Below are 25704 nucleotides of genomic sequence, written 5' to 3'. Positions count from 1 at the left end.
AGTGGCACTGTTTCCTCACCGGCACCCAGAAGCCAGTACCCACCAAAAAGGAGTCACCATGAAAATCACCAGAGAACACCGTCCTGCGTCCCGACCCGGAAAAGCTGCGGCGGCCCTCCTTATGGTCGTTGCTGGCTTCCAGGCATCGCTGGCAGGCGGCGCACCGTGGGGCGCGGCAGCGTATGGAGGAGCGAATTCCGGGGTCTTGCCTGATTCCCTCCGTACCAGCAGCGCCATTACCGCCGTGGCTTATCTGTTCCTGGCGGCCGTTGCCGGAACTTCATGGGTGCCCGTTGGGATCCGGCGCCGCTTCATGTACGGGGCCAGCGTCCTAATGGTCATCGGGGTGGTATTGAACATCGCGTCCCCGTCGTTTATCGAACGTATCATCTGGGTCCCGGTAACCATCCTGTTGGTGATTACACTCTGGCGTGCGGCCAGGCTCGATGCGACCCCGGATCCGGTTCGACGTCGCGGTGGCTTGTTTGGCGAGGCCGTCGTCGAAGCCGCAAAGCATGGCTAGTTCGGCGAGCTGTTCGTCGGCGACTTGGATTGATCGCAGCGTGTGGGGCATGGTCCGGGCGGCTTCGGCGATGATGAACGCGTCGCGGCATCCGTTTTCGCTTCGCCCGGGTGCAGGTCTGCGATCCGGCGCATCGCCTAGTACCGCCAGCCGGTAGCCCATCCTGCGAACCGCTCATCCAGACGATCGCCGGATTGGATCAAGGGTGCCGCGGCGGTTGAGCCCGTGCTGGGTGACAAGCCAAGTTGCCAAGGTGTTCTCGTGCCGGTCGACATCTGCTGATGGTACTACCGGTGTGGCACATGACCTGCGTGATGTGCGCTTCCAAAGTGCGACAGGCCTACGCGTCAGGTTGAAGCGCTTGTTCGCGCCTGGCGACCGCTGGAATCAGCCGAATCACCGGCCCGGTATCGGCAGCCGGCTTAACGGGAACGGTTTGCCGTGCCCCGGGTAGACGGTTCCGACACCGAGGCCGCTCAGCTTGCGGATGCTCTCGTGCGCTTGGGTCAAGTCCTCTATGTAGTAGTGGAGTGAGGGTCTCATCACGTTCACTAGCAGGTCCCCACAGAACAGGGCCCCATCGCCCGCAAGGATACCGATTGATCCGCTCGAGTGGCCCGGAAGATGTATGACCCGCGCGTCGAGCCCAAAGGCCGAGAGGTCCTGCCCGTCCTCCAGGAGTACGTCCGGTTCGAAGGTTTCGAAGTTTGCGCCCGTTCCGGTGATCTTGTTCAGTAGCCCAAAAGCCCAAGTCAGGAACCGGAACGCGAGAGTGTGCCTGTCGGGCTTGTCCTTCCGGCCGATAGCCATGTCTCCGCTCCGGACTATCGCGGCATCTCGGCGATGGATGGCGATGGGCGCGTGGTGAGTGCTGCGAAGATGTGCACAGTTGCCCGCATGATCGACATCGCCGTGGGTCAGGACGATGAGGCGCAGGTCATCGGGCCCGCAACCTGCCGCAGCAAGTTCGGCGTCGAGCTGGTCCTGTTTGTTCGGGAAGCTCGTGTCGATGAGGACGTAGCCGCCCTCAACATCGATGAGATAGCAGTTCACGCCAAAGTCGATCCGGCGGATTCTACCGACCATGCTGTCCTCCCTCCGGCCTGGCGTGACGCCCGTATCGCCGATCGTTGATGGTAATGACGGCCCTGCATTTCTGCCGCCACCCACCCGAACGCCAACCGTCAAGAACCACCTCTGACTCTCGCAGCCCAGGTGATCGGCTACAAACGCCCGTTGGGGGATCTTGCCTGACGTTGGCACCATGTTTGCTGGCATACCCAACAAGAATCAACATCTTCAGCAGTCCCGGCCGTTCAGTGGTTCAGGGTGGTGAAACTGTAGTCTTTCTCGAACTCTTCTCGCTTGTCGGCCTTGCACTTGGCATAGAACTCATGTGTGATCGGCGGATTGGAAGCGACCAGAGTCTGGTCCATTTCGGATAACTTATTGAGATCCTCCATGTCCATGGACTCTCCGCTGAGAAGGTGAGTCACCATATCCTTGGCCTTATTCCGCTGCCTCGTCCATTCAGAGCCCTGACGCCGGTATGTCTCGCTGAGGTTGCCCCACGACAAGCCTTGACGCAGGGCGGATAGCCCGCGGTGACCAGCGCCAGTATAAGCACCGTCAGCTTCACGCTGTTAGATGGGTCGCTCTGAGTGAAAGAGACGAAGGCGCTGGCAGATGTGAACGCAGTAAGAGTAGTGAACGCTGTCTGTAGCCAGCGGTCCCGTAAAGCGTATGAATCTGCCCGCCTTGCGTAGGCATTATCGAAAGCTGAAGCCTTCAAATAGAGGCTTCTCAGACCGACAAACTGCCCGTGCCTTGCTTCTGTATCCATTTCCTGCCCCAAACTTTGAGTGGACGCACGCTGACCGACGGGAGACTCAAAGTGGTCTGCCCGACTCATCTTCAAAGCCATCCGATGTGAGCGTCACTCCCTATGATCCCGGGAACAGGTCTACTTCGGCAGAGGCAAAGATCATGTGCCGAAGACCTTGTTACCGTTCATTTCTGAATTTTCCGCATCTTCGAAGGATCCTTTGTTGTTGCACCGTGAAGACGAAGCCGAGCTGTTGACTGTAGCCGGCCTTCATGAGTTCTGGCTCTATCCCGAGCTGCCCGAGGATCTGAAGTGAACCGCCCTGGGTTTGATGGCGACTCCTGGTCTTGGAAATGAGAATAGAGTCATGGCACCGAGCCAAGGATCTGGGAAGGCGAAGGCACGTCGGTATTCGCTGTAGGAGCAAGCTGCTGCAGTTCAGATGGTTTGGACCTTGCGGGTGGAGCTGGGGCCGGCCGACGGTTGAGTTGACCCGTGAACTCTGGCACGTCAAGGAGTCAACAAAACCCGGGGCAGTTCACACTTGCTTCGACGCGGGTTTTGAGGCCGGACGCTTACTCCACAGTCTTGGCTGTCGGAGTGGAGGTGACTGTCCCCAATTGACGGCCCCAATGTTGGGATATCGGATTGACAATCCCTGCCGGGGAGTCCGGCTACCATCGAGCGAGAGGGCGGAAGATGTGACATCCGGCAGGAAAATTGCGACGGACCCTCACCGGCTTTTGGTCCCTCGTTCCTGGCCGCGGCGAGCCGTACTAGGCGAGGCGTAGTATGCAGGTATGTCACGCGGCGACGAGGACTACACCGAGGCCATGGCAGCTGCCGTGCGTCACTCCACGGCCTGGCTGCACAGCCTTCCCGAGCGGCGGGTGGGACCCATCGCCGCTGCCCATGACCTTACCGATGCTTTCGGCGGACCCCTACCCCGGCAGGGAATGTCGGCCAAAGACGTGGTGGACTTCCTGGCGCGAACGGCCGAGCCCGGGCTGATGGCAATGCCCTCCGGCCGGTTCTTTGGCTGGGTTATCGGCGGCACACTGCCGGCAGCACTTGCTTCAGACTGGCTGGTCAGCGCCTGGGACCAGAATGCCGGGCTCCGCTACGCCACTCCCGCCATGGCAGCCATCGAGGAGGGCGCCGGAAACTGGCTTCTGGACTTGCTGGGGCTACCTGCGGGCTCCGACGTGGGATTTGTTACCGGTGCCACCATGGCCAACTTCACGGGGCTGGCCGCCGGGCGATGGCGCCTTCTCACCGATGCGGGCTGGGACCTGGGCCGGGACGGACTCTCCGGTGCCCCGCGGATCCGCTGCTTCGTGGGCCGGGAGCGGCATGACACTGTGGACCTCGGCCTTCGGTACCTGGGGCTGGGGAGGCCCGGCGTGGTTGACGCAGATGGCCAGGGGCGCCTGGTTCCGTCAGCGCTGGATGCGGCGCTGCGGGAAGGGGCGGGGCCGGCTCTTGTATGCCTGCAGGCCGGAAACCTGCACTCCGGAGCGTTTGATCCGTTTGCCGACGCGATCGCCGTCGCGAAGAAGCATGGCGCTTGGGTCCACATCGACGGGGCGTTCGGACTGTGGGCGGCCGCCGCGCCGGAGCTGCGTCACCTGACCAGCGGCTACGAGGACGCGGACTCGTGGGCGACCGATGCCCACAAGACATTGAATGTGCCGTATGACTGCGGCGTCGCCATCGTCCGGGACGCCTCCGCGCTTCGCTCGGCCATGGGGCTTCACGCCAGTTACCTGGTGCACGATGCGGAAGGGCCCGGGGACCCCTTCGAGAAGGTCCCGGAACTGTCCCGCCGGGCCCGCGGCGTGCCGGTGTGGGCTGCGTTGAAAAGCCTTGGCCGCGACGGTGTGGCAGCCCAGGTTAGGGGTCTGGCTGCGGCTGCCTCTGACATCGCGGCCGGACTGGCTCGGCTGGACGGCGTGGAGGTGCTGAACGACGTCGACTACACCCAGGTGTGCGTGGCTTTCGGTGACAACGACACCACCCGCGCGGTAACAGCTCGCATCATTGAGGACGGCAGGGTCTGGATGTCGGGTTCCCGCTGGCGCGACCGGGACATCCTGAGAGTTTCAGTGAGCAACTGGCACACGGCTGGTGAAGATGTGGACACGGCAGTGGACGCCGTCAGGTCCGCCCTGGCTGCGGTACGCGGCACCTGACGGTCACGCTTCGGAGGGTCTTCCACCAGGAGTCTCTCGTAAACCACGGCAGCGGCTCGGCGACCACGCCCAAATTTGCCGTAGTAACGGACGGCCAGTGGAGTGCCCCCAGTGGTAGACCTGGCGTCCACGGGGGTGTTGAGGGTGGGAGCTTCAGGGGTGATGGCCAGGTGCTTTTTCTCTTCCCTGGGTGGTGCAGTGAGCAGCCGCTGTAGGCGGCTTGATGAGGGGGAGTTCGTCTCCGTCCCAGTGGGTGGCGTATCTGGGGGAGAGTTTGTACTGCGATAGGCAGCCCGGTCTGATCGGCTTCAGACCGGAGAAGAACGTTGCTAACCAGGGGGACTGCCCTGGCTTTTATTGACTCATCGTCTTAGGCCGAGTCAACAAAACCGGGGCCGTCCCGGCCGATTGTGGCGGGCACTGATTGCCGAGCAAGCCACCTATCCGGCCTTGTTCGCTGCTATCCAATTGGCGTCACAGGGATCTCCGTCCCTCAACGGAAAATTCTGGGCGTCCAAGCGAGGGTCGAATCGCAGGAGCCAAGACTTTCTCGAGTTATGACAAGATGCTTCCATGGGGGAAATGAAGACTTTTGTTATCGCATCAATGATTGTGGTTACAGCCTTTGCCTTTATCGCATGGGCATTGACCTGGATAACTCTCCTAGAAGCCGCTGGCGCGGTAGCAGTTGGCCTGGTAATCGTCCTGGTGACAGCACGCCTTCGGGAAGGCGGGGTCAAAGTACCTTCGGACGATGAAGGACAGCGTCATCATCGTGGCCGTGGTGGCGGCGGTTTGATGTAAAGGCGCGCCACTGAGCAGGCTTCTGGTTTGTCACACCGGACGACTCAGCCACATCTTTGGGTGCCTTCGTTGTGACCATCTTGAATACCTCCTCCATCTGTTCAACTGTTGAGGTGCCTTGACGATCGATTCTCCGGGGTACTCGCGGATCTCGTTCTGCCCACAATTCTCGAATGGCATGGCTGTCTTCGCCTTGCATCCGGCGAAGCACCAAACGCTCCGTCGTGAGGTCAGTGATCATTGGGGTGAATTCAGTTGTGCTCATTAAGAAAACCTATGTTCAGTCGGCCATTCGCGACACCGGGTGTCGGACAGAAACGGCGTATGGGGCCGGAGCGGCCAGGATTTAACGGCTGGGGGTTATTGCTTCGATGATCATCAAAGGTTCCGCGGCCGTATGTGTAAAGGGTGTGCGTTTCCAGTCTCGCCAGACGTGCGGCACGGTGAGACCAGCACGATGCAGGTTTGCTGTAATTTGCTCGAGGGTACGGAATTGGAGCCTTTGTTCGACGTCGACTACACGGTTTGCATCGATGAACTCGTTGTGGGGTACCGGCTATGCCCAGGGCCTCTTACGACAGTCGACCTGGAAAGCGTGGGGGACAAGAAGGTCATCCTGCCGAAAGGACCGTCAAGACGTTCGAGCGCCTTGACGGTCCCAGAGAGTGACTAAGAACCCGGCAGCGGTGGTCTTAGTCGACTTGTGCCGTCAGGCCGGCAGCCTTGATTGCGGTCGACGCCGCGGCTTCATCGTTGTCCGAGCTGTCCCCACTGATGCCGACTGCTCCCTGGATGGAGCCGTCATGGTCGCGGACCAGGACACCACCGGGCACTGGGATGAGTCGGCCACCCAGAGTGGCTGTCGCTGCGGCAATGAAGTAGGCCTGTTGCTCGGCGCGCTCCATAATTGCCCGCGAACCCATTCCGAGGGCCAACGCTCCGTACGCCTTGCCTTGCGCGATCTCAAAGCGATTGTTCGAGGCGCCATCCTGGCGCGCAGCAGCGATGACGTGCCCCCCAGCGTCAAGCACGACGACGGTCAGCGGCTTGAAGTTCTGCTGCTGACCTGCCGCGAGGGCATCGGCGATAATGGATTGGGCGGTTGTCAGTGTCAGGCTCATGATGACCTCGTTCGATTGTCGGCTTGCTTATGCAGGGCACGGCGGCGGTGCAGAATAGGTTCGGTGTATCCGGATGGTTGAGCGGCGCCCTCTAGAACGAGTTCGCGGGCTGCCAGAAACGCCTCGGTATCGAATGCCGGGGACATCGGCGCGTAGGTGGGATCTGAGGCGTTCTGCTCGTCGACGACCACAGCCATTCGTCGCAGGGAAGCGTCGACCTCTTCCTCGGTAACGACGCCGTGCAGCACCCAGTTCGAGACGTGCTGGGAGCTGATGCGGCAGGTTGCGCGGTCCTCCATCAATGCTGTGCCGTGGATGTCGGGAACCTTGGAGCACCCGACGCCGTCGTTCACCCAGCGCACCACGTATCCCAGGGTGCTCTGAATGTTGTTATCCAGCTCGTTACGTCGGTCATCCGCGGTCCAGTCAGAGGGGTTACCGACCGGAATGGTGAGCAGCTGGCGCAAGGTCGAACGGCGCTTCCCGGCTAGTTCAGCCTGCCGGGCATCCACGTCGATTTGATGGTAATGCATCACGTGCAGGGTCGCGGCGGTCGGGGAGGGGACCCAGGCGCAGTCCGCGCCAGCGAGCGGGTGCGCAACCTTTTGCCTGAGCATGTCGCCCATATTGTCAGGGGCTGCCCACATGCCCTTACCGATTTGCGCCCGACCGCTGAACCCGCACTCCAGACCAATATCAACGTTCGCGTCCTCGTAGGCCGCGATCCAGCTGGAGTTGCGCATGTCGGCTTTGCGGACCATGGGGCCAGCGATCATCGAGGTATGGATTTCGTCGCCGGTGCGATCAAGGAATCCGGTGTTGATAAACGCTACGCGGTCCCGTGCCTCCCAGATGCAGGCCTTCAGGTTGGTCGAAGTGCGGCGTTCTTCGTCCATGATGCCGATTTTCAGGGTAAATGGTTCAAGGCCCAAGACCGGCTCTACAGCCGCCAACAGTGCGCAGGCCACTGCGACTTCATCGGGACCGTGCATCTTCGGTTTGACGATGTACACCGATCCGGCCCGCGAGTTGCGCCCGGCGTGTGGACCCCGCAGATCGTGTACGGAGCCAAGTCCGGTGAAGAGGGCGTCAAGGATCTCCTCGGGGACCGGTGCTCCGGAAGGGTCGAGGACAGCATCACTGGTCATCAGGTGGCCTACCTGACGGATGAGCAGCAGCGAGCGCCCGGGCAGAGTCAGCTCCGAGCCGTCGGGTGCTGTGTAGGTGCGGTCAGGGTTGAGTCGCCGCGTATGGGTACCTCCCTTTTGCACGATCTCGGCGGTCAGGGTGCCCTGCATCAATTGCAGCCAATTGCGGTAGCCCAAGACCTTATCCCCGGCGTCGACCGCTGCTACGGAGTCTTCGAGGTCCATGATAGTTGTGACCGCGGACTCCAACACCAAGTCCTTCACCCCAGCAGGATCTCCAGAACCAATGGCGTGGGTGCGGTCGATCAGGATTTCGACGTGAAGTCCATGATGTACGAGCAATATTGATTCGGGCGCGTCCGCGCTTCCTTGATAGCCCACCAGCTGGGTTGGGTCGGCGAGCCCCATCGAACCGTCCTTCGTCTCCCCAACGAGAGCGCCGTCTGCAATTCGGTAGGCGTGGACGTCCGCGTGGGATCCGCCTGCCAGGCTGAGGTATTCATCCAGGAACTGCCGCCCACGTGCCACGACGGCGGCGCCGCGGACCGGGTTGTAGGTACCTGTCTGTTCGCGGCCATCGCCGTTGTCGACCGCGTCCGTGCCGTAGAGCGCGTCATAGAGCGAACCCCATCGAGCGTTTGCCGCGTTGGCAGCGAACCGCGCATTCAGCAGCGGGACTACCAATTGAGGCCCGGACACGGTTGCGATCTCTGGGTCCACCCGGTCGGTCGTAATGGCAAAGTCTCCGGGCTCATCAACCAGGTAGCCGATCGAGCGGAGGAATGCCTCGTAGGCTTCCTCCTGCACGGGTTCTGTGCCTCGCGAACGGTGATACTCGTCGATTTGCTCCTGCATTCGGTCTCGGGTGCTCAGAAGTTCCCCCACCCGGGGCGAGAACTCAGTGATGACTGCGGCCGCCCCAGTCCAGAAAGCTTTCTCGTCAATTCCCGTTTCAGGCAGAGCCTCATCCCGGACGAAGGTGTAAAGCTCTTCGGCGACGCTGAGGCCGTTGATCTCCAGATAATTCGGCATAGTGCGCGCCCCTGACATTCTCGTAAGGTGGAAAAACTTTACCAATATCACAACCTAGCTAGCGCTGCCCCGCATGTCAATGCACAACCCGACCTCCGGCTCAGCGTGAAGTTCACTAAACTGTAGGAGCCCTGTAACCGAAACAAGACGGGCCGTAGCCTGCTCATGCACTACGGGCGCAAAGCCCGTGACGGCGAATGACGGCGACAAGACCGCCACCTTGTCACCCCTGTCGAAGTTTCGGTTTGGCTCACTAGCTCCCCAAGTTGTCATCCAGCCATTCAGACACAACGGAATTTTCAGCTTTTGCCGAACCTTGGTCATCCGAGCTGGCTGATTGATCACTCTCCAATCTCAAGAAGCCAATGACTGGTTGGACTGTCGCACTCAACCATCGGCGGATTCAAGCGGTCATTGAAACAGGAGTCTTTCGATCAGTTCGATCGGTTTTCTGAACTCCAATCTTTTACCTGGTCGATCGTTCAGTTCTTGGGCCACCCAGTCGGGTCTGTACGATTTTCGGTGTAACTCCTGAATAGGAGGAACCGTAATGAGTGACGTGAAGATCGACGTGGAGGGTGAAGCCGTGGCGACGGTGAAGCAGGATGACGTGGTGGACGGCCGGCTCGTGGAGTAGCTCATCGGGAGGGCCCGGGAGAAGGGGTTGGCCCTGACCGGCGAGACCGGCCTGTTGGGTCAGCTGACGAAGATGGTTCTGGAGTCGGCGCTCGAGGGCGAGATCACTGACCACCTCGGCTACGACAAACACGAACGCGCTGGAGACGTCTCGAACGCCCGGAACGGGTCGAGGACCAAGACGGTGTTGACCGAGATCGGCCCTGTCCCGATCGAGGTCCCGAGGGACCGGGACGGGTCATTCCAGCCGCAGATCGTCCGCAAACACCAGCGCCGCCTCACCGGGGTCGACGAGATGGTGTTGTCGCTCTCGGCCCGAGGGTTGACCCACGGTGACATCAGCGCCCACCTGGCCGAGGTGTATGGCGTGGACGTGTCAAAGACGACGATCGGGGCGATCACCGACCGGGTTATCGAGGGCATGACCGAGTGGCAGAACCGGCCGTTGGACCCGGTGTATCCGGTGATCTTCATTGACTGCATCCACGTCAAAGTCCGCGACGGGCAGGTGGCGAACCGGCCCATCTACGTGGCTCTGGCCGTCACGGTCGAGGGGAACCGGGATATTCTCGGGCTGTGGGCCGGCGACGGCGGTGAGGGCGCGAAGTACTGGTTGCAGGTCCTCACCGAGATCAAGAACCGCGGTGTCGAGGACGTCTGCATGGTCGTCTGCGACGGCCTGAAAGGGCTCCCCGATTCGATCGGGACACTCTGGCCAGAAGCGATCACCCAAACCTGTGTGGTGCACCTGATCCGGGCGAGTTTCCGGTATGCAGCCCGGCAAGGACTGGGACAAGATCGCTAGAGCTCTGAAACCGATCTATACCGCCTCGACGGTCGACCAGGCTGAGGAACGGTTCTTGGAGTTCAGCGAGGCATGGGAGAAGAAGTATCCGGCGATCGTCAGGCTCTGGGAATCAGCATGGGCCGAGTTCGTGCCGTTCCTGAAGTTCGATGCCGAGATCCGCCGGATCGTGTGCACGACGAACGCGATCGAGTCCGTCAACGCGAGGATCCGCAAAGCCGTCCGGGCTCGGGGCCACTTCCCGAACGAGCAAGCCGCCCTGAAGTGTGTCTACCTCGCGGTGATGAGTCTGGATCCGACAGGCCAGGGACGGGCCCGCTGGACCCAACGATGGAAGGCTGCTCTTAACGCCTTCGACATCACCTTCAACGGCCGACTCAGCGTCGGACGCTAACCCACAACACAACTAGTTACACCGAATTATTGACACACCCGCGCTTGGCGGCGGCTGATGCGGGGTTTGCTACAGGCCTTCACCGAGAACTTTGAGGTGTTCGCGGTACTCGTCGGCTGTGAGTTCCCCCTTCGCGAAGCGCTCGTCCAGGATCTGGTGGGCAGAGCTCCGGCCGCGGGGCGGGCCACCCAACCCTGAGGCATCCCGTGACGCGTATCCGAAGCGGCTTCCGTTACCAACGACCTTGACTGCGAGCAGGACCAACAGCACAATCCCACCCAGCAGGAGGACGCTCCAAAGCCACATCCACGCTGATCCCTGCCCATAATCCCACATCACGCCGGACGCCTTTCGCCTCGCAGTCATTTCCAGTCTCCGCTTGGCGTCGGCCCAGAAACAGGGTCTTACGTCCCGATCAATCCCAGGCTGACTATCCGTCCGAGCACTGATAGTCAGGGTGATAGATGTGACATCGAATTCGACGCGAGATCTTCAAACTCGAACTAACCCTTGACGTATACCCCTAGGGGGTATAGATTGTGGGTACCCAAGTGGGAAGTCCGGCCCTCAATGGACCGCCTACTCCTTGAAGGTCCCTAGAGCGGCTATAGCCGACGTGAATGACGCCGGATGGCTACACCCGCTGATTCTCGAATATCCATTCCTCGTATTTTGGAGACCCTCATGTGCGGCACTTCTTCCGATCTGACTCTGACAGATACATCATCTTCCGGATGTGCTTGCTGCGGACCTCAGGAAAGCAAAGCCGATTTTATCTCCGCTACTGGCAGCGTCAGTGCCAGTTTCGGTGTCGCTGGTTTGACCTGCGGGTCGTGCGCGTCCCGGGTTAGCTCTGCAGTTGGCGAGATTGATGACGTTACCGACGTCCAGATCGATCTCGTTGCTGGCGGGACCTCCACGGTCACCGTCCTCAGTAACCAGGTGGTTCCCGCGGCAGCAGTACGCTCCGCGGTCGAACAGGCCGGGTACCAGCTTTCTAACGCCTGATCTTTTCTCAGGTCCGGGACGTGATCCTGTTTGACTGAAGGAGAAAAACCATGAAACACCAGAACCACACGAACAAGGAGACGCACGGCCAAGCCATGCCCAGGACGAAACCGACCTCCGCCTTGGATCCCGATCAGCCCGAAGACCACGGTCACCAAACCCGGCCCGGGGATGCGGATCATGAGGTGCATTCCCACGGGGAGCATGCGGGGCACTCCACCGCCATGTTCAAGAACAAGTTCTGGTTGAGTTTGGTCCTGGCTGTTCCGGTGGTGTTGTTCAGCCATATGTTCGCCACTATCGTCGGCTACACGCCACCGGATTTCCCGGGTGCCATGTGGATTTCACCAATCCTGGGCACCATCATCTTCTTTTACGGGGGTGCACCGTTCCTCAAAGGTGGGGTTACTGAACTGAAGACCCGGCAACCGGGCATGATGTTGCTGATTGCCATGGCGATCAGCGTCGCGTTCATCGCGTCCTGGGTGACCACCCTGGGGATTGGCAATTTCAACCTGGACTTCTGGTGGGAGCTGGCCCTTCTGGTGGTCATCATGCTGTTGGGGCACTGGATGGAAATGCGTGCCCTCGGATCCGCCGCGGGTGCCCTTGATGCGTTGGCGGCGCTCCTGCCGGATGAGGCAGATAAGGTCACCGACGCGGGAATCGAGACCGTCCCTGTGAGTTCACTGGCCACCGGCGACGTCGTCCTGGTCCGGTCAGGCGCCCGGGTGCCGGCAGACGGGGAGATCGTTGATGGGGTGGCCGAGTTCGATGAGGCGATGATCACGGGTGAATCCCGCACCGTCCAGCGCACGATCGGCGAGGTAGTCGTCGCGGGAACTGTGGCAACCGATAACGCAGTCCGGGTGCGGGTGACCGCCGTCGGGTCCGATACCACCCTGGCAGGGATTCAGCGCCTGGTCGCTGAGGCGCAGGCGTCGTCGTCGAAAGCGCAGGCTCTCGCTGACAAGGCTGCTGCGCTGCTGTTCTACTTCGCGCTGGTCGCTGGCATCCTCACTTTCACCGCGTGGATACTATTCGGTAGCCCCGATGATGCCGTCATCCGGACCGTCACGGTCCTGGTGATCGCGTGCCCGCACGCCCTTGGTCTGGCTATCCCGCTCGTGATCGCCATTTCGACGGAGCGCGCGGCGAGGGCCGGTGTGTTGATCAAGAACAGGATGGCGTTGGAGCGTATGCGCACTGTCGACATTGTGTTGTTCGACAAGACCGGTACCCTCACCGAAGGCCGGCACGCCGTCACCGCCACCGTTACGTCCGGGACAATGACTGATGCACAAATGTTGGCGCTGGCCGCCGCGGCTGAATCCGACAGCGAACATCCGGTGGCACGGGCCATCGTCGCGGCGGCTATGGACACACCGGAAGCAGCGGCATTCGAGTACCGTGGTAGCGGATTTTCGTCAATGACCGGACGGGGGGTCCGCGCGACGGTCGACGGGTCCGAGGTCACCGTGGGCGGACCGAATATGCTCAAGGAACTTCAGCTAGAGACTCCTTTGGACATGAGGGATACCGTCCAGGAATGGGTCGGCCGCGGCGCATCTGTGCTGCATGTGGTTCGCGACGGCGCTGTTGTTGGTGCCGTGCGTCTCGAGGACCGGGTCAGGGATGAGTCCCGGGCAGCTGTGAACGCGCTGCAGGCTCGGGGCGTGAAGGTCGCAATGATCACGGGGGACGCACGCCAGGTTGCGGACGCCGTCGGGGCTGAACTCGGTATTGATGAAGTCTTCGCTGACGTGTTGCCACAAGACAAAGACTCCAAGGTCGCCGAACTGCAGAACCGCGGATTGAAAGTGGCGATGGTCGGCGACGGCGTGAACGACGCCCCCGCGCTGGCCCGCGCTGAGGTGGGGATCGCTATTGGGGCCGGGACCGACGTCGCAATGGAATCCGCCGGCGTGGTGCTGGCCGGCAACGATCCACGATCAGTCCTGGCGATGATCGACTTGTCGAGGGCCAGCTATCGGAAGATGATTCAAAACCTGGCGTGGGCAACCGGGTACAACCTGATCGCCGTGCCGCTGGCCGCCGGCGTTTTGGCCTTCGCTGGTTTTGTCCTCTCGCCCGCCGTGGGAGCCGTTCTGATGAGCGTCTCAACCATCGTGGTCGCACTGAACGCGCAGCTACTGCGCAGGATCGACCTCAGCCCGGAACGCTTCACCACCACCTAGCGGAGTGAGGAAACGCCCGGCGTCATCCTCCTCATTGGAGGACCAAGCCCGGAGTTCACTAGGCTGGAAATAATCAACGGACAGGAAAGGGTAACGGCAGTGACAGGCACCACCAGGCAAAGGATAGCGCTCGACCTGTCGCGTTCAGCCCTGACCTTTCTCTGGTTTACCGCCATGATCATCGGGATCCTCGCAATGCACGTATGGATGGGCGGTCACGGCCCGTCAACGCACGGTGCTTCGGCGCAGGGTGCCTCAGCCCACGGCGCAGTGCTTTCGACCAGTTCCATGACAGCGGACACCGAACATGCGACGTCCTTGAGCGGTTCCCACCACGTCCAGGCAAACGATGTCCCCGCAGCTTCCCCGGGAGGGAGTGCCGGCGAATTGGGACAGGGGTGTAGTGGGTCCTGCGGCAATGACGGCGCGGCCCTGGGGATGTGTCTCCTGGCGGTCATCGTCGTCGCCGCCCTGGCGTTCCTGGTACGTTCCGGCCAATTCGTTCCCGGGTCAGTGCTTCTGCGCGGTCCGCCATTGATCCGCTTGCGACCCCTCTCGATCCCTGTTCCTTCTCTGATTCAACTCTGTATCAGCCGGACATAAAACACCGGCACCTGCCGTCGTAGTGAACGCGATTGCGCGCACCCGACGGCCTACACGCCCAGCATGGGCCCCACTACAGACTATTCACCAGATGAATTCACTAAGGATCAGATCACCATGAAGCGTTACCTCTCTTTCTCAGCACTGAGCGTCGCAGCCATCATCACCCTCGCAGGGTGCGGAAGCGACAACGAACCCGCCGCCCCGGGGGGCGAACCAACCGCTTCCACCCAGGACTCATCACCGTCAGCACCCGAATCCGGTGCTGAGGTGTCCGCCGAACACAACAGCGCCGATGCCATGTTCGCCCAGATGATGATTCCCCACCACCAGCAGGTAGTGGAAATGAGCGACATGATGCTCGCCAAGGACGGCATCAGCCCTGAGATCACCGACCTCTCCACCAGGATCAAAGCTGCGCAGGGCCCCGAAATAGAAACCATGACCAGCTGGCTAGAAGCCTGGGACCGGCCGGTCATGCCCGAAGGTGGCATGGACGGGCATGACATGGGGTCCATGGGTGGCATGGACGGGATGCTGGACGAGGATCAGATGGCCGAACTACAATCAGCCGAAGGCGACGACGCTGCCCGGATGTTCCTTGAGTTTATGACCGAACACCACAACGGTGCGATCGACATGGCGCAGGAAGAAATCGACAACGGCGAGAACCCGGAAGCGATCGATCTCGCTGAGACGATCGTGGAAACCCAGCAGGCCGAAATCCAGGAGATGGAAGAACTGCTCTCCGAGCTCTAAACATGCCGCGAGTTCACTAGGGGGAGGGCTAGACATCTGGCCCTCCCCACTTTCTCCCTTACTTCCTTGACCCGAAAGATCATCACCGTGCCCCGCACCAAACTTCTTCTCTCATACCCGCAACGACACGCCAAGCTCGTGGTTCTCACGGCCGGCCTCCTGGTCCTCACGGCCTGCTCACCGCAAGCGGCACCGAGCTCCGGCACCAGCGAATCCTTCGGCTCTGCCACAAGCGCGCAGGGCTATCCCACCGGTCACGTCCACGGAATGAGTGTGAATCCGGACACGAACCAAGTCTTGCTGGCCACCCATGATGGGCTGTTCGACATCTCGGAGTCGCCAGCAATCCAGATCGGGCCGACCATCGACCTGATGGGCTTCACCACGGCAGGGAACGGCGACCTATATGCCTCGGGTCATCCCGGTCCGGGAACCAATTTGCCCGACCCGGTGGGGCTGATCCGGTCCACCGATCGAGGCCGAACCTGGGAACCGCTGTCCCGGCAAGGAGAGTCCGACTTCCATGCCCTCGCCGTCACCGACGGAGGAATAGTCGGTTTCGACGGCCAGCTTCAGACCAGCGCCGAGGGAACCTTGTGGCAGCCCGTGGCAGAGCAAATACCCGTGTTCAACCTGGCTGCCAGCCCCCGGGACAGCGTTGTGCTCGCTACCACCGAGGAAGGCCTGCAACGCTCCACCGACGGCGGCGTGACGTGGGCAGCCGTGCCGGAGGCACCGTTGCTGATGTTCACGGCACTTACTGAAGGGAAAGCCGCCGGAATCACGCCCGACGGGCAGATCCATACCAGCGCTGACGCTGGTCTGACCTGGGTCGAACAGGGTTCAGCTCCCGGCGAGGCAGCAGCGGTTGCCACTCAGATGCTCGACGACTCCACACTGCGGATCTGGGTGGCGACCGAAAACAGTGTCCAGGTCTCTAATGACAACGGGCAAACCTTCACGGACATCAGATCCAACCATCAGTAGTTGGTGGTGAAGCACGCATCGCTACAGGAAGCGGCGATCCGGCCATTCGGGCACCTTGCGGCGGAAGCGCTATTCACCGTCGCCGACGGCACAGACGGTATCGAATGATCCCGAGAAGTGGACCCCGGCACGGGGGCCGAAACGCCTTCATAGGTTTGATTTGAGTCGCCGGCACGCAAAACGGCAGGGTCGGTGTAGACCGGCCTCTCGCCGTCATCGGCTGCGAAAATCGCGGCCACCACGCCAGGCGCAATTGCTGCGGCTGCGATCGCGCCTGGGATCCGCGAGGCCCCGGAGTCATCGGAGGAACCACTCACCAACTCGATCTGGATCGGTACACTCCCGCTGCCGTCGTTGGCGGCCATGTCGTCCTCCATGATCTGAGCCGAGCATTGATGGGATAGTCCAGTTTCTCCGGGAAAACCAAGAGGCGAAATGGGGTCCCTCGACCGTCGGTTACCCGTGAGTAGGGCACCACCCTAAAGAGGGCCGTAACCGTAACGTGACATCCATACCTCCGTGGGGTACTCTCATTCGAGTGATCCCGGCACCCCGCCGAGATCACAATCCCGCGCAGAATGCCGAGCCCTGCCGCTGCACCGGGACCCGTTCGCACAATCCAGATGGCAGGGACGGGGGAACCACGTTTCCACCGGGCCACCGCACGCGGTGACCCTCGGGGTTAAGTCGATCTGACTATCCAGTGCAAAATCTGCCGCATCGTTTGCGATGGGCAGAAAGCTCAAGGATGGTGGACGGCCGGGTGACTCCCATCCGAACCCGACAGCTCACCCCGCAGGCATGGGAGAGGCAACCACCATGTCACGTAAGTCCATTTCGGCACGCCACCGCGCGGCCACCACCCACTCCATCGCTCTTGAAGGTCTGACCCAGTCCGCCAAGACCAATGCCGTAGCACTGGGCAAGCCAGCCATCATCGCCGTCGCGACCGGCAGCCTCGTCTTCTCCGTCGGAGCGACCGCCCACGCAGGAACCTACACGCAGGGCGAAGCAACGACCGCCTCCGCAGTCTCAGCACCCGCCGCTTCCGGAGTTCACACTGTTGCTGCCGGGGACACCCTGGGCGCAATCGCGGCACAGAATGGTATCAACCTCGACACCCTCCTGGCGCAGAACGGGCTGTCCTACGCCTCGGTCATCTACCCCGGACAGCAGATCCAGCTCACCGGTGGGGCAGCCGTCAGCGCGGCAGCCGTGCCAGCAGCTACTGCAAGCCAGGCCTTCTACTCGGCACCTGCACCAGTCGCTCCGGCAGCAGCACCAGCCGTTCAGGCAGCAGCACCCGCTCCAGCAGCAGCACCCGTTTCCGCAGAACCAGCAATGATGACCTTGGCTTCCAGCCCCATCACCCCGATTGCGTCTGCAGCTAAGGCAGCTCCGTCAGTTCCAGCCAGCGGAGTCGGCGCAGCACTGGTCGCTTCGGCCTATGGGCAGATCGGGTCCATCCAGGACTGCACCGTCCTCGTCGAACGCGCTCTGCGCTCCATCGGCCTGAACGTCGGCGACCTCGGCCCCTCACAGTTCGCTCAGTACGGCTCGGTTGTATCCTCGCCAGCACCGGGTGACCTCGTGATCAATGCCGGACACATCGCGATCTACGTTGGCGGTGGCAAGGTCATCAGCAGCGGCATGAACGGTGCCAACCTGACGATGGAGCACCCACTGTCCGATCTCGCCGGTTCATACTTCGTGCGAGTCACCGGCTAACATCTCAAGCTCTCGGACTCGTTCCGTGAACTGAACATAAGTGGCAGGTACCCTGGACGGAGGGCACCTGCCACTTATGTGTTCCATCCAACCCCGACTCGACATGCCGCTGTTTTGTCACGGTGTCGTACTTGCTAGCCGGAGATGTTTGCTGCGTCGTACCAGCGCAGAACCCGCAGTGCCCTGAGGGTGTTCCACCGACTCGAGCTGCCATCGGGTTCTTCGAATCGAAAGTGGACCGCGCCGGGGTGAGTCTTATCCAGCAGCCAACCTCCATCTGGCTGACGCTTCGCGCGAACATGTTCGACCGCCTCGGCCAGCCGCGGATCAGCCGGTCCGCCACGCAGGGCGAAGTAGCTTGTCGCCTTGAGCAGGTCATAGTGCCAGCGGGGAGGGTAGGGAAACTGAAGCCATCTCGGGTTCACCACCTCACCGGTGCGCAAGGACCGGAACAGGCTGCGTCGAAGCAGATACTCCTCGCCTTCATAACGGGCCCGGCGGGCCTCGTCGGACCCACCAGTGTTTCGCTCCCACCTCAGTAAGGCGTCGACCACGTCAAGAGTGCTCGCGAAAGATCCGGGAGCCGAACGCGACTCGGCCCAGCAGTTCCAGCCACCATCAGGCAATTGGTCGGCCACGAGTCGCTGCACTACCGGGCCGACGTTGACGCCTAGGTAGGTGCCGATCAGTATCGTGCCGGCATTGATGCAGCAGTCGACTTCACCGGCGAAGAAGGGCAATCCGTCGTACTCCCACCGGCAGTTGCGCGCGACCAGCCGGGCTGTCTCACGCATCACAGCGCTGTTCGGAGGTAAGCCCAAGTGACACAGGTCGAGCAGCACCGGGTAGGTAGAGGTCCATGGTTGCCCCGGCTGTTCACCTGGTGTCTCGGTCGGTTCCACGTCAGGTGATGGGAACGACGGCGGTGGCTCACCAGCAGCAAGGGCCTGCGCCGTGCTTTCGGCGAACGCCGCGGTATTCGGGAAGCATGCGCCGTCCGCCCACTGCCCATCGGGTGCCCGCAAGGCGAGCAACCGAGCGCCCCACCCCACGTGTTCCACCCGCGCCCGCTCTGTTACTACCTCACCCTGCGGGGCGTCGAGGAGATCGCGCAACACCTGCCACCGGATCGCAGGATCGCTTTTCAGGAGCCACTCCACTACCGGGTCGTTCTCGGTCAGCGGTGGCGTTTTCGGGTGGTAGGGATGGTACTTCAGCGAAGTGTCCACCGTTGGATCCTAATTGAAAGCTAGGACGCAAGAAAGGGGCGACGGCATCGGACACCGACCCGCCGCTGCCATCCCATCCGTTCCGATACCCAGCTTCGCCTCAGGTGAGGACGGCTATCACGAGCCGCCTCAACGCAATCATTCCTGTGCAACCAGACCGGACGGACGGCCAGGTCCCGCATCCCGTATCTTTAACTGGTGGTTACACGACGTGAAGCAGCTCAGATTCTCGATATTCCGCTGGAGATGGCACACCGCCACGGTATCCCCAGCAGGCTGACCGACGCCGAACTGTCGGAGCTGGTGGAAAATCCCCCAGCCTGGCTCGTCCAGTCCAGGGAAAACCGGACGGGCAAGCGGCCTGTCTGGGTCCAGCTGACCTGTGTGGTCTGTGGTTTCTCGGAAGCTGCCCGGCCGAAGAAATGGTGGCCGCCGTTCACCTATGTCTCCTGTGCCCACCACTCCCACGATGAAATCCCGCAGGCAATGCCGAGTCTCGTTCGCAGCGAGTACGAAGGAATTGGGAGCCGGTTTGTCGGCATCGTCGATGTAGAAGTGCCCGTCACCTAACCGGGATACGTTTCATCCTGCCCTCGGCCCGGGGGACCGTAGGCGGCAAGGGTCGCTCCACTGCCTGCCGGGCCAACACCGTTCACGCTGGTCACCGCCTCAGCGTCGGCGTCGTAATAGAGATCCCAATTGAATCTGTCCCCGCCAGCGGTCCCGCCCGGGTTGGAGAGCCTCGACTCACGGTCCAGGGGAATGAAAGGCTGCCTTAGCCTAGTGAGGTTTTTCGGCTAACTTCGGTAGGCTCCGGATACCGCTATAAGCGGATCGATAATTGAGGAGGAACCAGCATGGCAGGAAATGTGGTTGTTGGGGTCGATGGCAGCGACACCGCGTATATGGCCGCTTCGCGCGCCGCGGTCCTTGCCGAGGGCCTGGGAGTGGAGCTTGTGGTGCTCAGCGCGCACATCAAGGGCAACACTGAGGTTGTCCGGATCGGAAATGACACCTGGATACTGGACGACGCCGAGCAGGCTCTGAAGTTGGCTGAGCGGGTGGCGGTGAAACTGCGCGAAGAGCACCCCTCGGTGAAGGTCCGTTCGGCCGCGGGCCGGGGCAAACCGCAGGATGTCCTCATCGAGGAAGCCGATCGCATAGGTGCCCAGTTGCTGGTTGTTGGCAACGTGGGTATGACCGGACTGTTGCGGGTTCTGGGAAGCGTCGCGTGGAGCGTCGTGCACAACGCTCCCTGCGACGTACTGGTGGTCAAGACTGCTTCCTAGGGTTCGCCGAAGAAGTGCGGTGGTGCGCTTCCAGGCTGCCCGGTGGCCTGCCACGAGGACAAGTGGCCAGGCCACTGGGAACGCCGACGCCGAGTGATAGGTTTGCGTCCAGTGGACGGCACCCATGGCGGCGCACCACGGACCTGTCCAGGCTGGAGAGGTCTGCTCTCCGAACGCCAAGCACCCGATCCACGCCCAAAATGACACACTTCGCAACGCGAACGCCGTTCTGAGCGGCTGCAGTCGTAACGTTTAAGCGCATCCGGATCTTGTTTTCCTCACTTCGCTTCAAAGGACTTTACGACCTTGTCACTCGAATCATTGCCCGTCCTGGACTACTCACGACTGAGCGCGGGTCAGGAAGAGGCCGCACAATTCAGGGACGATCTGCGCGACGCGATGCACGACGTCGGCTTCCTCTACCTGGGCGGTCATGGCATACCCCAGGACCTCACCGATCAGATGCTCGCCGTCTCCCGTCGCTTCTTCGATTTGTCCGAGGAGCAGAAGCTCGAGCTGGAAAACGTCAACAGTCCCCAGTTCCGCGGCTATACCAGGATGGGCGCCGAGCTCACCGACCGGGCCGTGGACTGGCGCGAGCAGATCGACATCGGTGTGGACCGCGACGCCGTCAAGCCGGGCCCGGGCGTGGCCGACTATTGGCGCCTGGAAGGTCCCAATCTGTGGCCAACTGACCTGCCCGAGATGCAGGAAATTGTTTCTGAGTGGACACAGCGCCTGAGTGCCATTTCCATGGATCTGCTGCGGGCGATAGCGGTGTCCCTGGGCGCACCGTCGAATAGCTTTGACGAAGCGTTTGGCGCCAGGGCCTTTCCGATGCTCAAAATTGTGCGCTATCCGCGGGAAACCGGAGACAAGCCCAAGCAGGGCGTCGGGTCACACCGCGACGGCGGCGTGCTGACACTCCTCCTCGTTGAACCCGGAAAGGGCGGACTCCAGGTCGAACACCAGGGCAAGTGGATCGACGTGCCTGAGGTTCCCGGGACCTTCGTCGTCAACATTGGCGAAATGCTTGAGCTTGCCACCAACGGATTCCTCAAGGCGACCCTGCACCGCGTGATCTCACCGGCAGACGGCGCCGAACGGATCTCCCTGCCCTTTTTCTACAACCCCGCGCTGGACGCCACCATGCCTGCGCTGAGAATGAGTCCGGAGTTTCACGCCAAAGCCGGCGGGCTCTCGGTGGATCCGACCAACAGCCCAATCCTGGAAACCTACGGGGACAACGCGCTCCGCTACCGGCTCCGAGCCCACCCCAATGTCGCCGCTATGCACCACGCCGATCTTCTAACGCAGAGCTCCCCGCGGACCAGCTGACGCACAGCGGATACAGATAGCCCGGGGGAGCCTTCCTCCGGGCTGTCGTGGGGGAGGCGGTGGCTGTCACGAGGGTACCTGGTCGGATCAGCCCTCCTGGAGTATTTTCGCCAGATCCACTAGATCGCGCGCTACGACGTCGGGCGGGGAGAAGTAGGACGGATAAGCGGCCGCGGACCGGTTGATCCACGCGGTCTGGACGCCGGCGGCGTTTGCTCCGTGGATATCCCATGGGTGTACCGCGACCAGCATCAGGTCCTCGGGCGCATGGCCGGTCTCCTGAGCGGCGTACTCGTAGGCCGGGCGGGCAGGCTTCCAGAGCTGTGCGTCCTGAACACTCAGCAGCCGCGAGAATCTGTCCCGGATGCCGCCCCGGGTCAGCAGGGATTCGGCAACGGCAGCGGCGCCGTTACTGAGCGTCACGAGTTGGGTGATTGCGCTGAGTGCCTCGACACCCGGCGCTACATCCGCGTGGAGGGGAAGGTTTCTGAACGCAGTCAACAGGTGATCGATGTGCTCCCGATAGTCGGCTGGCCCCAGATTCTGCATGAGAAGGCGGTGAAAGCTGTCCGAGGCGAGGTCCGCGAACAAGGGGTTGCTACCCGAAGCGGTCAGGGCAAAACCGTCGCGGAGCAACTCCGCGAACCACGGTCGGGGAAGATCGCTGGCCAATCCGGCGTCGATGAAGGTGGATTGCAGCGGCGCCAGATCTGACAGTGTCTCGTTAACGTCAAAGATCAGCGCAGAGGGGTTCGTGGACACGGGGATGGTCCTCCTTAGCTGCCGAGCGCCGCGAGCAGCGGACTCATGCGGTAGGGGATGGGTTGGCGCAGGAACATACTTGTTCGGGTGCGCAGAATTCCTGGGCAGAGGCGGATTTCTTCGGAGACCCGATACAGGTCGTCCGGGTCGCGGGCGACAACCCGGCAGAGAAGGTCTGTCTCACCTGCGGGAGCGAGGCATTCAATGATTTCCGGGATAGCCCGGAGGCCCTCCACCGCAACATCGATTCTGTGCTGATCGAGCTCCGCCGCGACGTGCGCTGAAATGTTCAGGCCAAGCGCCTCGGGTGCTATGCGGACGCTGTGATCCCTCAGCGCACCTTCGCGCTCGTATCGCTCCAACCGGGCCTGGACTGTGCCACGGGCCAGGCCGGTGCGGTGCGCGATGGCGAGCACAGTCATGCGTGAGTCGGCGTCCAATGCCTCGAGGACGGCCCGATCAATGGCGTCCCGGATGGGACGATGATCCCTGGTGGCAACCATGGGTGCTCCTTCATCTCTCGGTCAGGTTATTCGCAGTCAGGATGACCAGGTTTAGCGGTCCCCAGGCTTGAAGTGTAGTCAAATTGACCAGTGCATGCTTTGACTGTTGCACAATGGGACTGCCATGTCGCTCAATGGGAGACAGAACGGTCGGGAAGGGTGATCCTCTACCTCGGCTTCGGGAGCAACCAGTGGGTAACCCCTGACAGGTTGTAGGAACGACGCTCGCACAACGAGCGCCTTGTGGTCCGTGGCACCATCGACAGCAACGGACTCCTCTTTCCAGACTAGCTCCCCGCCGTCGGCAGCGAACCAGTGCCGGCAGGATTGGAAAGGAACTGTGTAAAGGCCAATTCGGCGGCTCCGATCATCATCAGATCGGAGCCCAGCTCAGTGCGGTGGATGGTTACCTCGCTCGCCGGTCCGCCCAACGCCTGCGACAGCAGGTGGTTGTTCAGAGTAGCCGGGGACAGGGCGTGAAGAACGCCGAGGAATTCGTCGAGGACGATGGCGTCCGGGTTGAGGGTGGTGACCGCATTACGGAGGGCTATGCCTAGATACCCCAACTGGCGTGCCACTTGGCTGTCGAGATCGTCGCTCCTGCTGGTGCGGACGAATGTGTGGCCGATTTCCCCCGCGTACCCCGAGGAGCCCCGCAGCAGCGTTCCGTCGGAGACGAGGCCGCCACCGATCCCGCTCGCACCGCCGTTGAGGTAGACAATATTCCGCTGGCCTGCGCCAGCTCCGAAGATGAGCTCGGCTTCCGCCGCCAGGGAAGCGTCTTTGGCCGCGTGGCATACGTAGCCGGACGCCTAGCTCACGGGTGGTGATCGGTTAGCGGTGAAGCCACACGATCACTGGGCGCGGTCACTTCAAAATCTTCTCCAAAATCATCCTCCCGCTGATGCTCCCGGCTCTGGCCACCACCACGATCTTCACGTTCATCTGAACCTGGAGCGACTTCTTCAGCCAACTCATCCACCTCACCAACCCCGAAATGTATACCGTCGCAGCCGCTGACTGCTGGTCCTTCGCAGCGATAGCGACCGGTGAGATGCAACGCGGGACGGAAGCATCAGGACTAGGCTCGGGGACATGGACCACACCATCAGCCTCACCCAGCACGTCAACGCCTCCGCGGAGAAGGTGTGGACGGTCATTTCTGACATCCCCGGTTCAGCTTCGACTCTTTCGGGCGTTCAATCAGTCGAGATGCTGAGCGCGGGACCCTATGGGGAGGGAACCCGCTGGAAAGAGACCCGCACCATGATGGGCAGGACAGAGACGGTTGAGATGTGGGTGACCCAGTCCGACGCGCCCCACAGCACCACGGTGAGGGCGCTGCAGGACGGCGCCGACTACACCTCCCGCATGACGCTGGTCGAGCGCGACGGCGGCACCGACCTCACCATGACCTTCGGAGGGGAGCCGGCCAACCCCTCCCTCCTGACCAGAGTGGGATTGGCAATCTTCGGCAAACTCGGACTACGCATGACCCGCAACGCACTCGCGAAGGACCTCACGGAAATAGCGGCGAAGGCCGAATCGCTCTAACGACCGGTTCACCGGCCCGTGGGAGTCCGCAGTTTCGTCCTAGGCATGCGGGTGGTGGGCGAGCTCGCCGACCACCCAATCGATTTCTTCCTCGAGTAGCTCCAAACTGGTACCGACCGGCTGGTAGCCGAGACGTTCGGAGGCTGCGGTCTCCAGCACAAGGGGGTGAGGGGTGAACCAGGGGTGAGCACCCGGGTTGGGATCGGGTGATTCAGCCAGGAGATTGAGGCTCCCGCTCCATCCCAACCGGGCGGCGATCACCTGGACGATCTGCTCCGCTGTCGGCGTATCCGGGTCGGCGCTATTAAGGACCCGCGCTTCGGGCATGGCGGCGACAGCAGCGATGAGAACGGCTGTGTTCGTGGCCGCGGTCAGATGGTCCACTGTGGCACCTCGATGGGCAAGCGCGATCGTGTCGTCGCCGCGCAGCATGCGTTCGATGAAGAACCGGGTGCGTGGATTCCTGGCCCAGCGGCCATGGACCTTCGACGGACGGATCACGGTAAACGGTAGGCCGCTGTTCAATGCCACCTGCTCGGCGGCCACCTTGGACGGCGCGTATCCTTCACGCGTGAAGGGGTCGACGCCGTCGCCGGCTGGCGGCAGCGTCGGCGTCTGCTCGCTGATCGGCCCTGGGAAGCGTGGTGTGACGTCGCCGTTAAGGTGCCTGCCAACCGGGTCGACGTAGACGGCCCTGCCGGAAACTAGGACCGGGCAAGCGACGGACGACAGCGCGGGGAGCAGTGCCTCGACGTCGGTGCCCCGGTAGGCGAGCAGATCCACCAGAACCTCAGCCCCGGCGCCGACGAGCCGTTCAATGGCATGCACATCGCTCCGGGGAATCGAGTGGAAACGGACACCCACTGCCGCAAGCTCGCCTGGCATCGATGCATGATCACGCCCGGTAACGTCAACGTCCCAGCCCGCGGCAGCGAACCTTGCCGCCGTGGCTCCACCGATTGCACCGGTACCGCCAAGAATGATGGCCCGCACGCGCCCTCCCTTGTAGGATCATTGCCCGATTGGTCGCGGCGAACCGGATTGTGGGCAGCTCTGACACTACGCTCCGCCCCACCCTCAGAGGAAAAGTCTCGGCTGATAGCGTCGTGGCGAGTTCATTCGGTGAGGGCGGTGCTGGGCATGGCAGAGGAAAATTACTATGCGGTTCCTTCTCTGTCGGCCAGGTACGACGGCGATACCCCGATCCGTTCCGCCAGCGCAGGTATAGCCGACTGATGCATATCCTTCGTGTGCTTCAATGGCGGG

The 25704-nt window shown here is 61.9% G+C and carries 24 protein-coding genes, 4 pseudogenes and 1 riboswitch; of the genes and pseudogenes, 15 read left to right on the top strand and 13 right to left on the bottom strand.

The features are described 5' to 3' along the window. The first annotated feature begins 58 nt into the window (after positions 1-58). A complete protein-coding gene (locus H4V95_RS10010) occupies positions 59-523 on the top strand; it encodes a hypothetical protein (RefSeq protein WP_209730181.1) in 465 nt (154 codons plus the stop codon). On the opposite strand, the pseudogene H4V95_RS10005 reads toward H4V95_RS10010, so the two are convergent. From H4V95_RS10005 to H4V95_RS09995, 3 genes and pseudogenes are all read right to left on the bottom strand, one after another. After that, a pseudogene (locus H4V95_RS10005) lies at positions 452-660 on the bottom strand (transposase); the annotation flags it as partial. The gene H4V95_RS10010 and the pseudogene H4V95_RS10005 overlap by 72 nt on opposite strands. A 259-nt stretch (positions 661-919) precedes the next feature. Continuing rightward, the gene (locus tag H4V95_RS10000; protein WP_209730178.1) at positions 920-1609 is read right to left on the bottom strand and encodes an MBL fold metallo-hydrolase; all 690 of its coding nucleotides are present in this window, start codon (positions 1607-1609) and stop codon (positions 920-922) included. Positions 1610-1839: 230 nt separating this feature from the next. Further along, positions 1840-1992, bottom strand: a complete 153-nt coding sequence (locus tag H4V95_RS09995) for a hypothetical protein (RefSeq protein WP_209730177.1) — start codon at positions 1990-1992, stop codon at positions 1840-1842. A gap of 519 nt (positions 1993-2511) precedes the next feature. Here H4V95_RS09995 and H4V95_RS09990 point away from each other — a divergent pair. Together H4V95_RS09990 and H4V95_RS09985 are read left to right on the top strand one after the other, a co-directional pair. Then, a complete protein-coding gene (locus H4V95_RS09990; RefSeq protein WP_209730175.1) occupies positions 2512-2664 on the top strand; it encodes a hypothetical protein in 153 nt (50 codons plus the stop codon). Between the two features lie 484 nt (positions 2665-3148). Next, positions 3149-4540 carry a pyridoxal-dependent decarboxylase gene (locus H4V95_RS09985; protein ID WP_209730174.1) on the top strand — a complete coding sequence of 464 codons (1392 nt, stop codon included), beginning with the start codon at positions 3149-3151 and terminating at the stop codon, positions 4538-4540. A 736-nt stretch (positions 4541-5276) separates the two neighbouring features. On the opposite strand, the gene H4V95_RS09980 is transcribed toward H4V95_RS09985, so the two are convergent. The 3 genes from H4V95_RS09980 to H4V95_RS09970 form a co-directional block, all read right to left on the bottom strand. Beyond that, the gene (locus tag H4V95_RS09980; RefSeq protein ID WP_209730172.1) at positions 5277-5609 is read right to left on the bottom strand and encodes a hypothetical protein; all 333 of its coding nucleotides are present in this window, start codon (positions 5607-5609) and stop codon (positions 5277-5279) included. Positions 5610-6036: 427 nt separating this feature from the next. After that, a complete protein-coding gene (locus tag H4V95_RS09975) occupies positions 6037-6465 on the bottom strand; it encodes a heme-binding protein (protein WP_209730170.1) in 429 nt (142 codons plus the stop codon). After that, a complete protein-coding gene (locus H4V95_RS09970; RefSeq protein ID WP_209730168.1) occupies positions 6462-8645 on the bottom strand; it encodes a malate synthase G in 2184 nt (727 codons plus the stop codon). Before H4V95_RS09970 ends, H4V95_RS09975 begins: the two co-directional genes overlap by 4 nt. Before the next feature lie 640 nt (positions 8646-9285). Here H4V95_RS09970 and H4V95_RS09965 point away from each other — a divergent pair. Further along, positions 9286-10480, top strand: a pseudogene (locus tag H4V95_RS09965) (IS256 family transposase). Positions 10481-10549: 69 nt separating this feature from the next. On the opposite strand, the gene H4V95_RS09960 reads toward H4V95_RS09965, so the two are convergent. Beyond that, positions 10550-10846, bottom strand: coding sequence for an SHOCT domain-containing protein (locus H4V95_RS09960; RefSeq protein WP_245345646.1), 297 nt, complete (start codon positions 10844-10846; stop codon positions 10550-10552). A gap of 264 nt (positions 10847-11110) precedes the next feature. Here H4V95_RS09960 and H4V95_RS09955 point away from each other — a divergent pair, with 264 nt between their 5' ends. The 6 genes from H4V95_RS09955 to H4V95_RS09930 all read left to right on the top strand — a co-directional run bounded on the left by H4V95_RS09955 (position 11111) and on the right by H4V95_RS09930 (position 17763). Beyond that, positions 11111-11488, top strand: a complete 378-nt coding sequence (locus tag H4V95_RS09955; protein WP_312884000.1) for a heavy metal-associated domain-containing protein — start codon at positions 11111-11113, stop codon at positions 11486-11488. 50 nt (positions 11489-11538) lie between these two features. After that, positions 11539-13686: a copper-translocating P-type ATPase gene (locus H4V95_RS09950; RefSeq protein ID WP_209730166.1), complete on the top strand. Its 2148-nt coding sequence runs from the start codon at positions 11539-11541 to the stop codon at positions 13684-13686. A 99-nt stretch (positions 13687-13785) separates the two neighbouring features. After that, positions 13786-14289: a hypothetical protein gene (locus H4V95_RS09945; RefSeq protein WP_209730164.1), complete on the top strand. Its 504-nt coding sequence runs from the start codon at positions 13786-13788 to the stop codon at positions 14287-14289. Between the two features lie 117 nt (positions 14290-14406). Next, entirely contained in the window at positions 14407-15048 is a 642-nt protein-coding gene (locus tag H4V95_RS09940; RefSeq protein WP_209730162.1) for a DUF305 domain-containing protein, read from the top strand. 66 nt (positions 15049-15114) lie between these two features. Beyond that, the gene (locus H4V95_RS09935; RefSeq protein ID WP_245345645.1) at positions 15115-16035 is read left to right on the top strand and encodes a F510_1955 family glycosylhydrolase; all 921 of its coding nucleotides are present in this window, start codon (positions 15115-15117) and stop codon (positions 16033-16035) included. Between the two features lie 569 nt (positions 16036-16604). Continuing rightward, a riboswitch (cyclic di-AMP (ydaO/yuaA leader) is annotated at positions 16605-16852 on the top strand. A gap of 2 nt (positions 16853-16854) precedes the next feature. Then, complete coding sequence (locus tag H4V95_RS09930; RefSeq protein ID WP_209730159.1) at positions 16855-17763, top strand: LysM peptidoglycan-binding domain-containing protein; 909 nt, start codon at positions 16855-16857, stop codon at positions 17761-17763. A 134-nt stretch (positions 17764-17897) separates the two neighbouring features. On the opposite strand, the gene H4V95_RS09925 is transcribed toward H4V95_RS09930, so the two are convergent. Then, positions 17898-18992, bottom strand: a complete 1095-nt coding sequence (locus H4V95_RS09925) for a hypothetical protein (RefSeq protein WP_312883999.1) — start codon at positions 18990-18992, stop codon at positions 17898-17900. Positions 18993-19190: 198 nt separating this feature from the next. On the opposite strand from H4V95_RS09925, the gene H4V95_RS09920 reads away from it, so the two are divergent. The 3 genes from H4V95_RS09920 to H4V95_RS09910 all read left to right on the top strand — a co-directional run bounded on the left by H4V95_RS09920 (position 19191) and on the right by H4V95_RS09910 (position 21619). Further along, positions 19191-19562, top strand: coding sequence for a hypothetical protein (locus H4V95_RS09920; RefSeq protein WP_196866818.1), 372 nt, complete (start codon positions 19191-19193; stop codon positions 19560-19562). Between the two features lie 287 nt (positions 19563-19849). After that, positions 19850-20281: a universal stress protein gene (locus H4V95_RS09915; protein ID WP_196866820.1), complete on the top strand. Its 432-nt coding sequence runs from the start codon at positions 19850-19852 to the stop codon at positions 20279-20281. A 306-nt stretch (positions 20282-20587) separates the two neighbouring features. Then, complete coding sequence (locus H4V95_RS09910) at positions 20588-21619, top strand: isopenicillin N synthase family oxygenase (protein WP_196866821.1); 1032 nt, start codon at positions 20588-20590, stop codon at positions 21617-21619. Positions 21620-21706: 87 nt separating this feature from the next. On the opposite strand, the gene H4V95_RS09905 is transcribed toward H4V95_RS09910, so the two are convergent. From H4V95_RS09905 to H4V95_RS18775, 4 genes and pseudogenes are all read right to left on the bottom strand, one after another. Further along, positions 21707-22381 carry a haloacid dehalogenase type II gene (locus tag H4V95_RS09905; protein ID WP_312883998.1) on the bottom strand — a complete coding sequence of 225 codons (675 nt, stop codon included), beginning with the start codon at positions 22379-22381 and terminating at the stop codon, positions 21707-21709. Between the two features lie 14 nt (positions 22382-22395). Beyond that, positions 22396-22884: an Lrp/AsnC family transcriptional regulator gene (locus H4V95_RS09900; RefSeq protein WP_196866822.1), complete on the bottom strand. Its 489-nt coding sequence runs from the start codon at positions 22882-22884 to the stop codon at positions 22396-22398. Between the two features lie 287 nt (positions 22885-23171). Beyond that, complete coding sequence (locus H4V95_RS18780) at positions 23172-23462, bottom strand: hypothetical protein (RefSeq protein WP_312883997.1); 291 nt, start codon at positions 23460-23462, stop codon at positions 23172-23174. A 90-nt stretch (positions 23463-23552) separates the two neighbouring features. Continuing rightward, positions 23553-23636 (bottom strand): annotated as a pseudogene (locus tag H4V95_RS18775) (hypothetical protein); the annotation flags it as partial. Between the two features lie 101 nt (positions 23637-23737). On the opposite strand from H4V95_RS18775, the pseudogene H4V95_RS18340 reads away from it, so the two are divergent. Further along, positions 23738-23902: pseudogene (locus H4V95_RS18340) on the top strand (carbohydrate ABC transporter permease); the annotation flags it as partial. A gap of 77 nt (positions 23903-23979) precedes the next feature. After that, positions 23980-24438 carry an SRPBCC family protein gene (locus H4V95_RS09885; RefSeq protein ID WP_196866824.1) on the top strand — a complete coding sequence of 153 codons (459 nt, stop codon included), beginning with the start codon at positions 23980-23982 and terminating at the stop codon, positions 24436-24438. 39 nt (positions 24439-24477) lie between these two features. Here the strand turns inward: H4V95_RS09885 and H4V95_RS09880 are convergent, their stop codons facing one another. Continuing rightward, positions 24478-25431, bottom strand: coding sequence for a nucleoside-diphosphate sugar epimerase (locus H4V95_RS09880; RefSeq protein WP_196866825.1), 954 nt, complete (start codon positions 25429-25431; stop codon positions 24478-24480). Between the last annotated feature and the right edge of the window lie 273 nt (positions 25432-25704).

It is taken from the genome of Arthrobacter sp. CAN_C5, from assembly GCF_017875735.1.
Taxonomy (GTDB): Bacteria; Actinomycetota; Actinomycetes; order Actinomycetales; family Micrococcaceae; genus Arthrobacter_D.
Note: the sequence above shows the minus strand (reverse complement) of the source record. Positions and strands in the feature narration are given on the sequence as shown.

Excerpts from the sequence above, each read along its gene's own strand:
- H4V95_RS09995 (WP_209730177.1), bottom strand. The coding sequence starts at position 1,992 with ATGGACATGGAGGATCTCAATAAGTTATCCGAAATGGACCAGACTCTG.
- H4V95_RS09985 (WP_209730174.1), top strand. The coding sequence starts at position 3,149 with ATGTCACGCGGCGACGAGGACTACACCGAGGCCATGGCAGCTGCCGTG.
- H4V95_RS09885 (WP_196866824.1), top strand. The coding sequence starts at position 23,980 with ATGGACCACACCATCAGCCTCACCCAGCACGTCAACGCCTCCGCGGAG.
- H4V95_RS09930 (WP_209730159.1), top strand. The coding sequence starts at position 16,855 with ATGTCACGTAAGTCCATTTCGGCACGCCACCGCGCGGCCACCACCCAC.
- H4V95_RS09940 (WP_209730162.1), top strand. The coding sequence starts at position 14,407 with ATGAAGCGTTACCTCTCTTTCTCAGCACTGAGCGTCGCAGCCATCATC.
- H4V95_RS09975 (WP_209730170.1), bottom strand. The coding sequence starts at position 6,465 with ATGAGCCTGACACTGACAACCGCCCAATCCATTATCGCCGATGCCCTC.
- H4V95_RS10000 (WP_209730178.1), bottom strand. The coding sequence starts at position 1,609 with ATGGTCGGTAGAATCCGCCGGATCGACTTTGGCGTGAACTGCTATCTC.
- H4V95_RS09970 (WP_209730168.1), bottom strand. The coding sequence starts at position 8,645 with ATGCCGAATTATCTGGAGATCAACGGCCTCAGCGTCGCCGAAGAGCTT.
- H4V95_RS09980 (WP_209730172.1), bottom strand. The coding sequence starts at position 5,609 with ATGAGCACAACTGAATTCACCCCAATGATCACTGACCTCACGACGGAG.
- H4V95_RS09955 (WP_312884000.1), top strand. The coding sequence starts at position 11,111 with ATGGCTACACCCGCTGATTCTCGAATATCCATTCCTCGTATTTTGGAG.
- H4V95_RS10010 (WP_209730181.1), top strand. The coding sequence starts at position 59 with ATGAAAATCACCAGAGAACACCGTCCTGCGTCCCGACCCGGAAAAGCT.
- H4V95_RS09950 (WP_209730166.1), top strand. The coding sequence starts at position 11,539 with ATGAAACACCAGAACCACACGAACAAGGAGACGCACGGCCAAGCCATG.
- H4V95_RS09915 (WP_196866820.1), top strand. The coding sequence starts at position 19,850 with ATGGCAGGAAATGTGGTTGTTGGGGTCGATGGCAGCGACACCGCGTAT.
- H4V95_RS09960 (WP_245345646.1), bottom strand. The coding sequence starts at position 10,846 with ATGACTGCGAGGCGAAAGGCGTCCGGCGTGATGTGGGATTATGGGCAG.
- H4V95_RS09900 (WP_196866822.1), bottom strand. The coding sequence starts at position 22,884 with ATGGTTGCCACCAGGGATCATCGTCCCATCCGGGACGCCATTGATCGG.